This window comes from Telluria sp. AZSoR62 (assembly GCF_058111565.1).
The window spans coordinates 168,120-182,380 of sequence record NZ_JBYTST010000005.1 but is presented as its reverse complement, the minus strand read 5'-3'; the positions used below and the strand labels follow the sequence as shown (position 1 = coordinate 182,380).

Here is a 14,261-nt window from a genome sequence, read left to right as displayed (position 1 = left end):
ACGCTACAACAGTCTCCACAAGCTTCTTCGGCCACGCGTTCATGCCAGCGCGGACAGCGTGAAATCGCTGTCGCGCGCCAGGTCGCGCATGCCCTGTTCGTCGCCATGGATCGGGATCGTGACGACGATGGTGGTGCCGGTATCGGGCCCGCTGCTGATCGAGAAGCTGCCGCCCAGGATGTTGACGCGCTCCTCGATCCCGACCAGCCCGAACGAGCCGTTACGGTTGCGGCTGCCCGGCTGCATGCCGACGCCGTTGTCGCGGATCGTCATGGTCAGCATCCCCACGTGCTCGTGCAGGTCGATCCGCACCTTGCTCGCGCGCGCGTGGCGCGCCACGTTGTTGAGCGACTCCTGCAGGATGCGGAACAGCGCCGTGGCGCAGTGATCGTCCAGGTGGTGCTCGGCTTCGTCTTCCACCAATTCGCATTCGATGCCGGTGCGGCGCGCGAAGTCCGCCACCTGCCAGTCCACCGCCGCATTCAGGCCCAGGTCGAGCACGTTCGGGCGCAGGTCGTTGATGATCTGGCGCACGCTGCGGATGGTGAGGTCGATCTGGCGCACCGTCGCGTCGGCGCGCTCGTGCAGGCGGCCATGGCGCCCGCGCGTGCGGTTGGCCAGGATCTCGGCTTCGATCTTCAGCGCCAGCAGGTTCTGCGCCAGCTCGTCGTGGATCTCGCGCGCAATGCGTTTGCGCTCACCCTCCTTGATCTGCTCCGCGTGCGCGGCCAGCAGGCGCAGCTTCTCGTTGGTGGCCTGCAGCTTGGCCTGGCTGGCGCGCAGCTCGCGCGTCATGTCCTCGGCCATGCGCAGGGCGCTGCGGCGCGACGAGGCCATGGTCTGGAACAGCGCGTAGAGCAGGGCGGTGGACAGCGTGCCCGCGAGCGCGGCCAGCCACGGGTAATACACGTCGAAGCGCGTGTACAGCGCGGCCTTGGCGATGCTGAAGTCGGCGCGCCACTGGCGCTGGTTGAACTCGATCGGCAGGCTGGCGCGCAGCACCGAACTGTCCTGCGCGGCCGGCGCCGGATTCGGGTGGCGCAGCGTCGCGTGGCTGTCGTACAGGATGGCGCTGGGGGGCGTCTCGCCCGGTTCCGGCGGCACCTCGGTCAGGTCGACCAGCACCAGGCGTGCGCCCTTGACCGGGAATTCGTCGAGCACCCCGGTGACCAGCTTGGCCACGCCGAAGCCGATGCCGGCCGAGCCGATATAGGCCGCGCGGCGCTGCGCCACCGTACGCGCGGGCAGGTCGGCGCGGTAGACCGGCAGGCGCATCGCCAGGCCGTTCTGGTTGGGACCGGGCAGCATGTTGACCCGGGTGCCCGAAGCGCTCATCGAATTGTTGTCGCGCGCCGCGGCCAGCGTGCTGCGCGTATAGCTGCGCGCTTCCAGGTCCAGGCCCAGCTTGTCGAGCGACTGGCGGGTGCTCGGCTCGATGTAGACGATGATCGTATAGCTGTCGCGGCCCGGCACCGGGCGCAGCCGCTCGGCCGGTTCCGGCACGCCATGCCGGCGCAGGCGCTGCCGCAGGTCTTCGTCGATCGCCGCCAGGCCCTCGGGACCGACGGTGCGCGCGTAGTTCATGACTTCGATGCCGGGGAAGTTGCGGCGCGTGTCGAGCTGCTCGACATAGTGGCGGAATTCGTCGGCGCCGGCATCCGGGTTGGCCCGGAACAGGCCGGCCGCGCCGCGCAGGACGTCGGAATAGCTCTTGATGCGGGCGTCGATCGTGTACTGGGCGGCGCGCGCCATGCCGCGGAAACGCGTCTGGGTATCGCTTTCGATCGCTTCCGCGGTAGCGAGGTAAAGCCCGGCGCCAATGGTCAAGGACAGCAGCGCCCCGATGAACAGGGTCGTTGGCAGCCTGGCCAGGGTGGCAGGGTGACGGCGGGAAGACATGACGCGTGGCCTCGCTTGCAAAGATGAAGTCGTCGTCTTTATGCGACAAACATTCATACGCTAAGCGGGTTTAGGCGACGAAGTACCTATCAGGACAGATAGGTTTACCAAAAAACCAACGGGTGTTGGGTAATCGGAAAGATTTCCATGCAGAGGAGAGAGGGGGGAAGCCTGGACTGCGCGCAAAACCTGGGCCCCGGCTCGCGCCAGGGCCCAGGTTTGCGGCAGTCGGTGGTTGCTGCTGAAGCGATTATTTCGCCCAGCTGTCCTTGAGCGTGGTCACGCGGTTGAACACCGGCTTGCCCGGCGTTGAATCGACCTGGTCGGCGACGAAATAGCCGTGGCGCTCGAACTGGAAACGCTGCTCCGGCTGGGCCGCCGCCATGCCAGGCTCGAGGTAGGCGGTAACGGTTTCCAGCGCCTTCGGGTTGAGCAGGGCCTTGAAGTCCTTGCCGCCGGCGTCCGGCTGGGCGTCGAGGAACAGGCGGTCGTACAGGCGCACTTCCGCTTCCAAAGCCGAAGCCGCGCTGACCCAGGTGATGTTGCCCTTGACCTTGTAGTTGTCCGCGCCCGGCGTGCCCGATTTCGAATCCGGGAAGTAGTTCACGTGCACGGCCGTGACCTTGCCTTCGGCATCTTTTTCGAAACCGGTGCACTCGACCACATAGCCGTATTTCAGGCGCACGCGGCTGCCCGGCTGGTCGCCCACGGGCGGGGTGAAGCGGAAATAGCCCTTGGTTGGGGTTTCCATGAAGTCTTCCTGCTCGATCCACAGTTCGCGCGTGAACGGGAAGCTGCGCACGCCCATCTCGGGATGGTGCGGGTGGACCGGCGAACTGCAGTCGTGCGCTTCGCCTTCGGGGAAGTTGTCCACGATCAGCTTGAGCGGACGCAGGACGGCGATCGCGCGCGGCGCTTTCGGGTCGAGGTCGTCGCGCAGCGCGCCTTCCAGCGTGCCCATGTCGATCCAGCCGTCGGATTTGGACACGCCGATGCGCTCGCAGAACAGCTGGATCGATTCCGGCGTATAGCCGCGGCGGCGCAGGCCGACGATGGTCGGCATGCGCGGATCGTCCCAGCCCGATACGATGCCTTCATCGACCAGCTGGCGCAGCTTGCGCTTGGACATGACCACATAGGTCAGGTTCAGGCGCGACATCTCGTACTGGCGCGGCACCGGCGGCGTGAAGAAGCCGCCTTCGGTGGCGGTGGCGATCAGCCAGTCGTAGAACGGGCGGTGGTCCTGGAATTCGAGGGTGCAGATCGAATGGGTGATCGACTCCAGCGCGTCCGACAGCGGATGGGTGTAGTCGTACATCGGGTAGATGCACCAGTCGTCGCCCGTGCGGTGATGGTGCGCATGGCGGATGCGGTACAGGGCCGGATCGCGGTTGGTCATGTTGGGCGAGGCCATCGCGTCCTCGCTCATCTTCGCGCGCAGGATGTGTTCGCCGTCCTTGAACTTGCCGGCCTTCATGTCGCGGAACAGCTGGAGCGATTCGGCGACCGGGCGGTTGCGGAAGGGCGAATTCGTGCCCGGCGTGCCGAAGTTGCCGCGGTTCTTCGCCATGTCTTCGGCGCTCTGGCTGTCCACGTAAGCCAAGCCCTGCTCGATCATGTATTCGGCGATCGCGTACAGCTTGTCGAAATAGTCGCTGGCGTAGTGCAGGAATTCTTCGCCGCCCTGTTCCCACGAAAAGCCCAGCCATTTCACGCTGTCCATGATGGTGTCGACGTATTCCTGGTCTTCCTTTTCCGGGTTGGTATCGTCGAAGCGCAGGTGGCAGCGGCCGGCGTAGTCGCGCGCCAGGCCGAAGTTCAGGCAGATCGACTTGGCGTGGCCGATGTGCAGGTAGCCGTTGGGCTCCGGCGGAAAACGGGTGATGACTTGCGGCATACCGTCGCGCGCATGGGTGCCGGCCGCGAGGTCATTGTCGATGATGGCGCGCAGAAAGTTTGACGGAGGCGTCGGCGCGTTGGTCACCGCCGGTTTGTTCTTATCGTTGCTCATGAAAAAGTTTCTGGATGGGGAAGTAGCGAACATTTTACCGTACGGCGCGGCAGGGGGCCTCCTATGTGGTGGAGCGCACGGTCAGGCGGCCTGGCCCGGGACATACTGGGGGCAACCCAGTTCATCCGCAAGGCCCCATCATGAAAACCCTCGCCACCCATCCGGACCTGGTCCGCGCCTGGCTGCTGGCCCTGGCCGGCATGCCGCTGCCTCCGCTGCCGCCGGCGCGCCCGATCCAGCCGCACCCCGGCAAACCGGTCCATCACTAAGCTCCCGTGGGCAGCTTCGCCACGTTATCGTTTTCTATAGGATAATCTCGTTTTTGCCGGAGTTGCGGCAAGTACGGCATTGCTAGCGGCCATGGCCGGGAGAGTTTCAGTTGGAAAATTTATACGCGATCCTCGGCGTTGCCCCGAATGCAGGCGACGACGAGATCAAGAAGGTCTACCGCTCCCTGGCGATGCGCTATCACCCGGACCGCAACCAGGCGCCGGGCGCCGAGGCGCGCTTCAAGGCCGTCTCGAAGGCCTACGAGGTGCTGTCCGACCCAATCAAGCGCGCCGAGTACAACCAGAGCGTCAACCACCGCATCGTGCTCGATGCCGAGGCCGAGGCCTTCGAGCTGTGGCGCTCGGTGTTCGCGCTCAACGGCGTGACGATCCAGCCTTGAGGCGCAGCCGCCGGCCGGCGCCGGCCTTGCCCGGCTCCAACCAATGAATCAACAGGACACACCATGAAAAACGTACATCCCGAATTCTCGTTCCAGTCGCGCGAACTGGACGGGCAGATCGAGGGCACGCTGGGCGACCCGCCCAACAAGAAGAACTACAACATGATGGTCAGCGCCCTGGTGTCGGAATACGCCAGCGGCTCGGGCCTGGACGACGTCAACCTGATGGCCTTCGCGCTCGTTGACTGTATCAAGTTCAAGGACCCGAAAGGCCTGCTGCGCGAAGCGGCCGACTACGAAGGCACCGACCCGGCGCGCGTGTTCGCCATGGCCGAGTGCGACGGCGAGCAGGGCGGCGCCATGTATGCCGCCATGACCGCCAATTACCCCGAGCTGGCGCGCCAGGCCATCATCACCGCCTTCCTGTACAAGAACCAGGCGCGCTGGGAAGACGAGGACCGCGACTTCGACCGCCTCGGCGAGGGCGACGAGGGCGACGACGACATGGACGACAGCGCCGCGACCGACGACTTCACCCAGCTGTTCGATCCGGACGGAGGAGAGCGCGAATGAGCGAGGAAACCAAGCAAGGCAGCAACCTGCCGGCGCTGACCCGCCAGGTCAGCGAACTGGTGCTGGCCGGCTCGCTCGACCACGCCGAGGAAGCCTTCTCGAAGGCCGCCGACGAGCACGGCGACTATGCCGTGGCCGAGGTCCTGTCGACCCTGCCGCCGCAAGTGACCGCGCTGCACCTGGCCGGCTTCGACGGCGGCAAGACCTCGCTCGCGACCATGCTGGTGCCGCCCAAGGCATGGGCCGATAGCCTGGCCTATATCGCCGCCACCTGGCCCGACAACATGATCGAGGACGATCCCGAGCGCATCGCCGAGAACCTGTTCAACCACGTGCATGGCATCGTCTACGCCAACGACGACGAAGAGCGCCGCCACGAACTGCTGCGCGAGGCATCCGCCACCGACCACGGCGCCACCGTGTTCGCGATCATGTGGTCGCTGGCCCCCCGCGAGATCCTGGAAGTGGCCGGCGAGATCCTGTCGAAAGGGCGCTACGTCACCGGCCAGACCAGCGGCGACAGCGACATCGTGCCGCTGGCGATCGACCTGGCCAAGGCCAGCGAAGACGGCTGGGAGCGTTCGCTGCTCGAGCTGTTCCCGGAATTCCGCCACAGCGCCGAGATGGCCGACATGGAGCTGCCGGACGATCCGGACGAAGAGTCGCCCTTCATGCAGCGCAATACGCGCGAACTGCTCTACCGCCTGCGCAAGCAGGTGCCGTCGGTGCGCAGCATGCCGCGCCGTGGCACGCGCAGGAGCATGGGCACGGACATCTTCTCGTGAGCGGGGCCTCGCCGAGCATGCTGCCCGCACTCGTCATCGAGAAGCTGCCGCGCCTGGTGCGCGCCATCCGGCTGCTGCCGATCGAGGCCACGCCCGACGAAGCCGAGGCGCTGGCCGACGAACTGTGCGGCATCACGGCGATGGTGGCCGAGAAGTTCACCAACGACCGCACCGCCGAAGGCATCCAGCGCGCGCTGCTGCTCACCGTGGGCGGCGTGTCGCTGGGCCTGGAGCACGAAGTCGACAGCGACGACGACCTGGATGCGCTCGACATCCTGATCGAGGAAGGGGCCGAAGCCGTGTTCCAGTCGGGTTTCCGCATGGTGCGCGAGCTGGCCGCCATGCCCGAGGATACCCTCGTGGGCGAGTACGACACCGATCCGGTGTACGCGCAGCGCCGCCTCAAGGAGTTGTTCGTCGACCTGTGCACGGCCGACCCGGGCGAAACCTGGTCCGGCTACGAGCGCTACGTCGCCCAGCTCAAGGAGCGCCAGGGCGTGCAGGCCATCGTGCGCGCGGCCCAGTGGCTGCGCCGCCATCACTACGAGGGCCCGATCAACGACCCGGACCTGAACGCCGAAGGCGTGATCGCGCTGGCGATCATCTTTGCGGTGGAAGCGGGCGGGCGTATCACGGCGCGCACCGGCCAGCGCGAATTCGAGCGCTTCGTGAAATCGGTCCGCCGCAACAAGCCCGACTTCGAAGCCGGCTGGGCCGAGCTGATGGCGCGCATCCCGCCGGTGCATCAAAGCGTGATCGCCGAGCGCATCGCGACCTACCGCGAGCAGTGCACGGTGCTGCAGCACATCGGGACCAAGGCGACCATCAGGCAGCTGTTCGGGGAACTGGAAAACTACGCCGGTTCCGAACTCGACGCGGACCTGCCGTGACGAGCCGGCGATGACGGACGCGCGTGGTCCGATCGCGCTCGGGAGTGCAGACTTCCGCCGCATCAACCGCGCGATGGCCTTCGGAGGCTTTTCCGTCTTCGCTCTGCTGTACTGCGTCCAGCCCTTGATGCCGCTGCTGGCGCGCGACTTTTCCCTCACCCCCGCACAAAGCAGCCTGGCGCTGTCGGTATCCACCGCCACCCTGGCGGTGGCGCTGCTCGCATCGGGGTTCGTTGCCGACCGCATCGGCCGCAAGCAGATCATGATTGCCTCGATGCTCGGCGGCGCCGTGCTGACCTTGCTGTCCGCCTTCGCGGTCGACTATGCCCAGCTGGTCGCCGCGCGCGCATTGCTCGGCCTCGTGCTGGGCGGGCTGCCCGCGGTGGCGATGGCGTATCTCGGCGACGAGATCGAAGGCACGTCGCTCGGCCTGTCGATGGGCATGTACATCAGCGGCAGCGCGTTTGGGGGTATGAGCGGGCGCGTGCTGTCCTCCTTCATCAGCGATTACACGTCCTGGCGCATCGCGGTCGGCCTGCTGGGCGTGGCCGGGCTGTATGCGGCCTGGGAGTTCTCGCGCAGCCTGCCGCCTTCGCGCCATGGGGGCGCCAGGCGCGCACCCGGGCCGGGCTTCCTGGACGGGCTGCGCACCCACCTGGGCGACGAAGGGCTGCCCTGGCTGTTCGTGCTGCCCTTCCTGCTGATGGGCGTATTTGTCAGCCTGTACAACTACATCGGCTACCGGCTGCTGGCGCCCCCTTTCAACTTGAGCCAGAGCGCGGTCGGCGCCGTCTCGCTGCTCTATTTGCTGGGCATCGTCAGCTCGATGTGGGCGGGTAAACTGGCCGACCGCCTGGGCCGGCGCAACGTGCTGTGGCTGGTGCTGGGGGTGATGGTCGCCGGGCTGCTGGTGACCCTGCACGATTCGGTCGTGGCGGTGGTGCTGGGCACCGGGCTGGCCACCTTCGGCTTCTTTGCCTCGCATTCGGTGGCCAGCAGCTGGGTAGGCAGGCGCGCGCGGGCCCCGCAGGCGCTGGCCTCGGGCATCTATCTCTTCAGTTATTACGTGGGATCGAGCGTGATCGGCTGGTGCACCGGCTATGTGTGGGCATCCTGGGGCTGGCCCGGCGTGGTGGCCGTGTTAGGGGCGCTGCTCGGGGTGGCGATGGGGATTGCGCTGCGGCTGCGTTCACTGGCGCCGGCAGCACCGGTGGCGCCGGCGGCGCCACCGGGATAGCTGGAAGCAAGCGTCTTACGGCGCGGCGCGCTTGACCACCACGCCGCCCTGGATCACGACCGCCGGGGCTTCCAGCAGCTGCACATTGGCCGTCGGGTCGCCCGGCACCGCCACCATGTCGGCGAAGCGTCCCGCCTCGAGCACGCCGACGTCCTTGCGCGCCAGGGCTTCGGAAGCGTTGATGGTGGCCGCCTGGATCGCCTGCAGCGGCGTCATGCCGTATTTCACCATTACCGCGAACTGCTTGCCATTGCCGCCATGGGGATGCACGCCCGCGTCGGTCCCGTAGACCATCTTCACGCCGGCCGCATGCGCTTTCCTGAAATTCCGGCGCTGCAGGTCGGTGACTTCGCGGTCCTTGCGCAGGTTATCTTCCAGCACGCCGTTCTTCTTGCCTTCCGCCGCCGTGTAGTCGCCATTGTAGATATCCATCGACAGCCAGGCGCCATGCTTCTTCGCCAAAGCGATGCCTTCGTCGTCGATCAGGCTGGCGTGCTCGATCGTGTTCACGCCGGCCCGGATCGCGTCCTTGATGCCGGCCGCGCCGTGGGCGTGGGCCGCGATCTGCAGGCCCCACTGGTGGGCTTCCTCGACCGCGGCGCGCATCTCGGCCAGGTTCATCTGCTGCTGGCCGGGTTCCGTATTGCGCGAGAAGACGCCGCCGGTGGCGCAGATCTTGATGACCTGGGCGCCGTACTTGCGCAGCGCGCGGATCGAGCGCCGCACTTCGTCGGGACCGTCGGCGTTGTACGGGCCTTTCTCTTCCATCGAGGGCGGGAAATAGGTGGAGTCGCAGTGGCTGCCAGTCGGGCCGAATGACCATGCGGCCGGCACGATGCGCGGGCCGCGCACCTTGCCGGCGGCAATCGCCTGGCCCAGGCCGACGTCGTTCCAGTCCGAGGCGCCCAGGTTGCGCACCGTGGTGAAGCCCGCGTCCAGCGTCTTGCCCGCATGGACCACGCTCAGGGCCGACCAGAAGCGGTCGTTGTATTCGAGGTTGGTGTAGCCGCCATAGGTCGGGTCCGAATCGAGGTGCACGTGCATGTCGATCAGGCCCGGGACCAGGGTCATGCCCGGCAGGGCAATGCGGGTCGTACCGCTGGCCTCACCCTGGGCGGGCGCTGCATCCGCCTTGACGCTGACGATCTTGCCGTCGCGGACCAGGATTTCGGGATTGCGGATCATCCGTCCCGCGCGCACGTCCAGCAGGCGGTCGGCGGTGATGATCGTGTCGGCGGCCAGGGCGCCGGAGGCGCCGAGCACGGCCAGGCAGAACAGGGCGATGCGCGATATCGGGCGGTGCGTGCGAGCCAAAAGATTCCCCTCAGGTGTTATATGGACAAGGTGCAACTTATACAGATAGTCGCTGCCAGCGTCCAGATGCACGTGTGGTCGCAGAGGGGAAATGGGGATGCTAGCGGTACTTCGAGGCCAGGGCCTTGATCTGCATGGTGGCCGACCGCACGGTGGAATCGAGCTGCGCTCCAGCAGGCTTGTTGTCGACCGTGAACAGCAGCATGCGCGTGCCAGGGTTGTACAGCTCGTCGAAATGGACCTGGTAGGCATCCACGAACTGCAGGCCGATCCGGCGTGTTTTCGCTTCGATGGCGGCCAGGCTATCGAGGTCGAAGCGCGCCGGCAGCATGTCGCGGAACATCGGCTGGTCGCGCGAGGTGGCCAGCATCAGCCTGACCTTGGCTTCGTCGTCCGTGAGCGACACCCGGCGGATGTCGTCGAGCAGCTTGCGCTTTTCCGGCAGCAGCAGGCCGCGCATCTGCTTCGAGTCCGGGTTGAAGCCATCGGGGCGCAAGGCCAGCACGAGGTCGATGGCCTTGTTCAGCATGATCAATTCGGTGCGGAAGCGGGCGCTGAGCGCCGCCCACCGCACCGCGTGCGGGTCGGCCAGGAACGCGTCCCAGGCTCGATTGGCCAGGTTCGAGCGCGCGTACTTGTCGTAGTTGTGCGCCCAGGCCTCGTGCTTGGCGAACAGGGGAGTGACTGCCTCGCACAGCTGCTCGTTGATCTCGACATAGCGGGTGGCGATCTCGCGCACCTGCGCAGCCGAGAGTTCCGGGCGCTGGTTGACGCCGACGCCGCGGTGCAGGCCTTGCAGCAGAGCGATGTTGATCAAGCCCAGGTTATCGCAGCGTTCCAGTTCGAGGAAGCGCGAGGTCAGGATGACGTTGACGACGTCGGCGGAGCTGGCGGCGCGCGCTGGCAGGGCGGCGCCGGGCAAGGAGACGGCGCATGCGGCAAGCAGGCAGCGCACGAGGAGATGACGGAGGCGGCGAGGTGTCGCATGGCGCAGCGCGCCGGCGGGGGCAGTCATGGCGTCTCGGGAGTTGGGTGGGCGAAGGTCAACTCAGCAATTGTAGTCACCCCCTGTTTCCGGCAAGCCCTGCAGGCGCAGGTGTGCGCCAGTTTCCCACCCGCCGTGTTTGATCGGCATCTATTTTGAGGCTGATTTACCGCTTGAAACATCTGCGACCGCTGACCCATCTTTGACGCGCGCACCGCTGAAATGCTTGCTTGAAATCGCCGTGCAGAGGTCTAAAGTGATTACGTCCAGCGGCCTTGCCGCATCATTTTCAGGAGGTCACCATGCTACAGCCTGCCGAAATCCAACAACGCTTCAGCCAGATCCAGCAAACCATCAACCAAGCCGAAGAAGTCACCCGCAACGACCAGGGCGCGCCCGACGACATTCGCGATTGCATCCAGAAGCTGGCCCACGAGCTGCCGGCCGCGGAACGCGTGATGCGCTCGAACGACCAGAGCCGCATCATCGAATGCATCGACCGCCTGGAAGAGATGGGCGACGATGCCAAGCGCATGGTGCGTAGCTCACAGCCGTCGCCGCAGGTGGCGTCGGTGGTGACCCGGGTGCATGACGTGCTGTCGGACCTGAAGCACCAGCTGCACTGATCCTTACACGATTCCCTTGCCGCGCAATGCGGCAATCTCCGCCGCTCCCAGGCCCAGCACATCTTTCAGCACCTCGTCGGTGTGCTGGCCCAGCAGCGGCGGCGCCTTGTCGCTGGTGGCGGGCGTCGCCGACATCCTGATCGGGTTGCGCACCAGTGTCACCTTGCCCGCGGTCGGGTGCGGCAGCTCGAAGGCGACTTCGCGCGCTTGCACCTGCGGGTTGGCGAAGACGTCCTTGATATCGTTGATCGGCCCGCAGGGCACGCCGACCGACTCCAGCAAGTCGATCCACTCGTCGCGGCCGCGCTGTTTCACCATCTCGGCCAGCATCGGCACCAGGAGGTCGCGGTTCTGCACGCGCAGCGGATTGGTGGCGAAGCGCGGGTCGCTGGCCAGCTCCGGCCGGCCGCCGGCCTCGACGAACTTCTGGTACTGGCCATCGTTGCCGGTGGCGACGATGATGTGGCCATCCGCGCAGGCGAAGGTCTGGTAGGGCACGATGTTGGCGTGCGCATTGCCCCAGCGCTTGGGCGGCTTGCCGCTGTTGAGGTAATTGCTGCCCATGTTGGCCAGCATTGCCACCTGCGTGTCGAGCAGGGCCATGTCGATGTGCTGGCCCTGGCCCGTGCGGTCGCGGTGGGTCAGTGCCGCCAGCACCGCCACCGTGGCGTACATGCCGGTCATCAGGTCGGTCAGGGCCACGCCGGCCTTTTGCGGGCCGCCGCCGGGCAGGTCGTCGCGCTCGCCGGTGACCGACATCAGGCCGCCCATGCCCTGGATCAGGAAATCGTAGCCGGCGCGGTGGGCGTAGGGGCCGTCCTGGCCGAAGCCGGTGATCGAGCAGTAGACCAGGTCGGGCTTGATGGCCTGCAGGCTGTCGTAGTCGAGGCCATAGCGCTTCAGGTGCCCGACCTTGAAGTTCTCCAGCACCACGTCGCAATGGCGCACCAGTTCGCGCAGCAGCTGCTGGCCCTCGGGACTGGCGATGTCCACCGTCACCGAGCGCTTGCCGCGGTTTGCCGAGAGGTAGTAGGCCGCTTCGCTGGTGTCGCGGCCTTCTTCATCTTTCGCATACGGCGGGCCCCAGGCGCGCGTGTCGTCGCCGTTGCCGGGACGTTCGATCTTGATCACGTCGGCGCCGAGGTCGGCCAGGTTCTGCGAGCACCACGGCCCGGCGAGCACGCGCGACAGATCGAGCACGCGGATATGGCCGAGCGCCTTCGGCAGCGCAGCGGAAGGGGTATGCGTCATGGTGTTCCTGCTGGAGTAGTCTGGGACGAGCGCGGATTATAGCTGTCCGCGCGCGATGGTTTGCACGGAGCGCGCGCCTGGCTTGAGGGCGGCGGCGATCACGTCGAGCGCGCGCTCGGGCTGGGCGTCGCCGCACATGAAGATGTCGGCCGCCGCAAAGCCGTGCTCGGGCCAGGTATGGATCGAGATATGCGATTCGGCCAGCAGCAGCACGCCGGTTACTCCCATGCCAGGCCCGAAGGCGTGGAAGTGGCTGTGCAGGATGCTGGCGCCGGCGGCCTGCGCCGCTGCGCGCAGCAGGGCGTCGATCGCGGCCGGATCGGTCAGCAGGGCGGCATCGATGCCGGCCAGGTCGGCCAGCAGGTGGATCCCGGCGGGGCGGTGTACCGTCATTTGTGGCTGCCGCCAGAATAGCTGCCGCCGCTGCCGCTGCCATGGCTGCGCCAGCTGTTACCCCCGCCCGTGCGGGCGCTTGACGCCATGCTGGTCCAGCAGATGACGGTCGTGAGCAACGTGACGAGGACGGCGTAGAGAATGAAGTTGCGGTTCATGCGGTCGGACTCATTTCTTGTCGGGTGCGATCAGCATCGGCATGAACAGGGCCAGCAGTCCAAGCAGGATCAGGAAGATCGTCATGCCGAAATTGAAGACCAGCGGGATGAAGTTCAGGCCCAGGATCCAGAGCAGGGCCTTCCAGGCGATGTCGCTTTTCGACGGGCCCGCCGCTTTGGACGCCTTGGCCGCCGACGGGGCGGGCAAGCCGAACCAGCTGCGCACCTGGTCTTCGGCCACGGGCGAAGAGCGCGACCAGCTCAGCTCCTCGTTCGTGTATTCGGCCGCCAGGCTGGACGCGCCATGCTCGTACTCGGCCACATGGACCATGTCGCCGGCCTTCACGCGCCAGTTGAAGGCGCCGGCCGCGTACAGCACGCGCGCCTGGTACACCCAGGTGCGCTGGTAGCTCACCTTGTCCACCTGGACCTGGTTCATGGACGGCAGCGGCGGCGTGGGCCAGTCGTCCATCACCTGGGAGCGCGACCAGCCGTCGACCGTTTCGACCAGCCAGAGGAAGCCGTCCTTGCTACTGAACAGCAGGTATTCGGACCACGCTTCGCCCTCATGGTCGGCGCGGCGCATGGCGCCGATGATGCGGTATTCATTGCCGCCGATCCTGCCCTTGACGCCGAGGGACAGCGTGAACGGCGCCGGGGCGGTATCCGATCCCTTTTCGAGCACGTGCAGCGCCGGAGTGCTGGCGTCCAGGCGCGTGCTGCAGGCCGGGCAGACGCAATTGGCGGCAATGCCGGGCAGGTAGGCGATCGCCGTGCCGCACGAGGGGCAGGCCAGCGACTCCACCTTGCCGCGGTACTTGCCGGCGCTGGCCTTGATCTGCTCGTCGTCGCGCAGCAGCTGGCATTTCAGGCCTTCCAGTGTGACGGCGTTGCCCGCGTAGAGCACCGGCGTGTCGCCGTCGGAATAGTCGAGGGTGGCGAAACTCGGGCCGCGCCGGAAGTCGGCCACGCGCGCTTGCCAGCCCTGGCCGACCCGGAACGGCAGCTCGCCCTGGCCGCCCGTGCATGTTGCAATGCGCTTGTCCGCCGCCACATAGGGGCCGAAGCCGACGTCGTACTGGCGGGTGACCTTGATCGCCTCGAAAGCCGGCCAGCCCGGCGCCAGTTCGCGTCTGGTGGTCAGCACGTACTGGTTCGAGGCGTCGCCCAGCCAGCCGTCCGTTCCATCGTCGAACAGCAGGTACCACTCGTTCCACATGCCCGCGTCGAAGCTCAGCTGGATGCGGCCGATCACGGTGAAGCTGCGGCCGGCCTGCACGCCCGAGGTGCCGATCCGGATGCGCGAATAGTCTTCAAGCACCTCGGACATCTTGCCGAGGTCCTTGACCGAACCGGCGTCCTTGACCACGGTGGCGCGGCAGAACTCGCACACCGCCATGACGGAGGCGTGCGAGCGGAACTGGACCGGTGCGCCGCAGGAAGGACAGGAAACGTTCTGCATCGGCGCT

The 14,261-nt window shown here is 66.5% G+C and carries 15 protein-coding genes; 7 read left to right on the top strand and 8 right to left on the bottom strand.

Going from position 1 to position 14,261, the window contains the following annotated elements; genetic code table 11:
- Window positions 1-39: 39 nt before the first annotated feature.
- Together AC3XQU_RS10315 and AC3XQU_RS10310 are read right to left on the bottom strand one after the other, a co-directional pair.
- Window positions 40-1,899, bottom strand: a complete 1,860-nt coding sequence (locus AC3XQU_RS10315; protein ID WP_489874063.1) for a sensor histidine kinase — start codon at window positions 1,897-1,899, stop codon at window positions 40-42.
- A 250-nt stretch (window positions 1,900-2,149) separates the two neighbouring features.
- Window positions 2,150-3,910, bottom strand: coding sequence for a glutamine--tRNA ligase/YqeY domain fusion protein (locus AC3XQU_RS10310; RefSeq protein WP_489874062.1), 1,761 nt, complete (start codon window positions 3,908-3,910; stop codon window positions 2,150-2,152).
- Between the two features lie 140 nt (window positions 3,911-4,050).
- Between AC3XQU_RS10310 and AC3XQU_RS10305 the strand changes: the two genes are divergently transcribed.
- The 6 genes from AC3XQU_RS10305 to AC3XQU_RS10280 all read left to right on the top strand — a co-directional run bounded on the left by AC3XQU_RS10305 (window position 4,051) and on the right by AC3XQU_RS10280 (window position 8,065).
- On the top strand, window positions 4,051-4,179 hold the full coding sequence (locus tag AC3XQU_RS10305) for a hypothetical protein (RefSeq protein ID WP_489874061.1): 129 nt from the start codon (window positions 4,051-4,053) through the stop codon (window positions 4,177-4,179).
- 110 nt (window positions 4,180-4,289) lie between these two features.
- On the top strand, window positions 4,290-4,580 hold the full coding sequence (locus tag AC3XQU_RS10300) for a DnaJ domain-containing protein (protein WP_489874060.1): 291 nt from the start codon (window positions 4,290-4,292) through the stop codon (window positions 4,578-4,580).
- Window positions 4,581-4,643: 63 nt separating this feature from the next.
- Window positions 4,644-5,153 (top strand): hypothetical protein, encoded by a 510-nt coding sequence (locus AC3XQU_RS10295; protein ID WP_489874059.1) that lies wholly within the window; start codon window positions 4,644-4,646, stop codon window positions 5,151-5,153.
- Complete coding sequence (locus AC3XQU_RS10290) at window positions 5,150-5,938, top strand: hypothetical protein (RefSeq protein ID WP_489874058.1); 789 nt, start codon at window positions 5,150-5,152, stop codon at window positions 5,936-5,938. Before AC3XQU_RS10295 ends, AC3XQU_RS10290 begins: the two co-directional genes overlap by 4 nt.
- 17 nt (window positions 5,939-5,955) lie before the next feature.
- Window positions 5,956-6,828, top strand: coding sequence for a hypothetical protein (locus tag AC3XQU_RS10285; RefSeq protein ID WP_489874186.1), 873 nt, complete (start codon window positions 5,956-5,958; stop codon window positions 6,826-6,828).
- Between the two features lie 10 nt (window positions 6,829-6,838).
- Entirely contained in the window at window positions 6,839-8,065 is a 1,227-nt protein-coding gene (locus AC3XQU_RS10280; protein ID WP_489874057.1) for an MFS transporter, read from the top strand.
- Window positions 8,066-8,080: 15 nt separating this feature from the next.
- Here AC3XQU_RS10280 and AC3XQU_RS10275 read toward each other — a convergent pair whose 3' ends face one another.
- Complete coding sequence (locus AC3XQU_RS10275) at window positions 8,081-9,379, bottom strand: Xaa-Pro dipeptidase (RefSeq protein ID WP_489874056.1); 1,299 nt, start codon at window positions 9,377-9,379, stop codon at window positions 8,081-8,083.
- Window positions 9,380-9,479: 100 nt separating this feature from the next.
- Window positions 9,480-10,394 (bottom strand): hypothetical protein, encoded by a 915-nt coding sequence (locus tag AC3XQU_RS10270; protein ID WP_489874055.1) that lies wholly within the window; start codon window positions 10,392-10,394, stop codon window positions 9,480-9,482.
- 272 nt (window positions 10,395-10,666) lie between these two features.
- Here AC3XQU_RS10270 and AC3XQU_RS10265 point away from each other — a divergent pair, with 272 nt between their 5' ends.
- Entirely contained in the window at window positions 10,667-10,990 is a 324-nt protein-coding gene (locus AC3XQU_RS10265) for a hypothetical protein (protein ID WP_489874054.1), read from the top strand.
- 3 nt (window positions 10,991-10,993) lie between these two features.
- On the opposite strand, the gene AC3XQU_RS10260 is transcribed toward AC3XQU_RS10265, so the two are convergent.
- Genes AC3XQU_RS10260 through AC3XQU_RS10245 form a run of 4 tightly spaced genes read right to left on the bottom strand, consistent with a single transcriptional unit; the run spans window position 10,994 to window position 14,254 of the window.
- Window positions 10,994-12,241, bottom strand: coding sequence for a CaiB/BaiF CoA transferase family protein (locus AC3XQU_RS10260; protein ID WP_489874053.1), 1,248 nt, complete (start codon window positions 12,239-12,241; stop codon window positions 10,994-10,996).
- A 36-nt stretch (window positions 12,242-12,277) separates the two neighbouring features.
- A complete protein-coding gene (speD, locus tag AC3XQU_RS10255) occupies window positions 12,278-12,634 on the bottom strand; it encodes an adenosylmethionine decarboxylase (protein WP_489874052.1) in 357 nt (118 codons plus the stop codon).
- Complete coding sequence (locus AC3XQU_RS10250; RefSeq protein WP_489874051.1) at window positions 12,631-12,792, bottom strand: hypothetical protein; 162 nt, start codon at window positions 12,790-12,792, stop codon at window positions 12,631-12,633. Before AC3XQU_RS10250 ends, speD begins: the two co-directional genes overlap by 4 nt.
- Window positions 12,793-12,802: 10 nt before the next feature.
- A complete protein-coding gene (locus AC3XQU_RS10245; RefSeq protein WP_489874050.1) occupies window positions 12,803-14,254 on the bottom strand; it encodes a DUF4178 domain-containing protein in 1,452 nt (483 codons plus the stop codon).
- Window positions 14,255-14,261 lie beyond the last annotated feature (7 nt).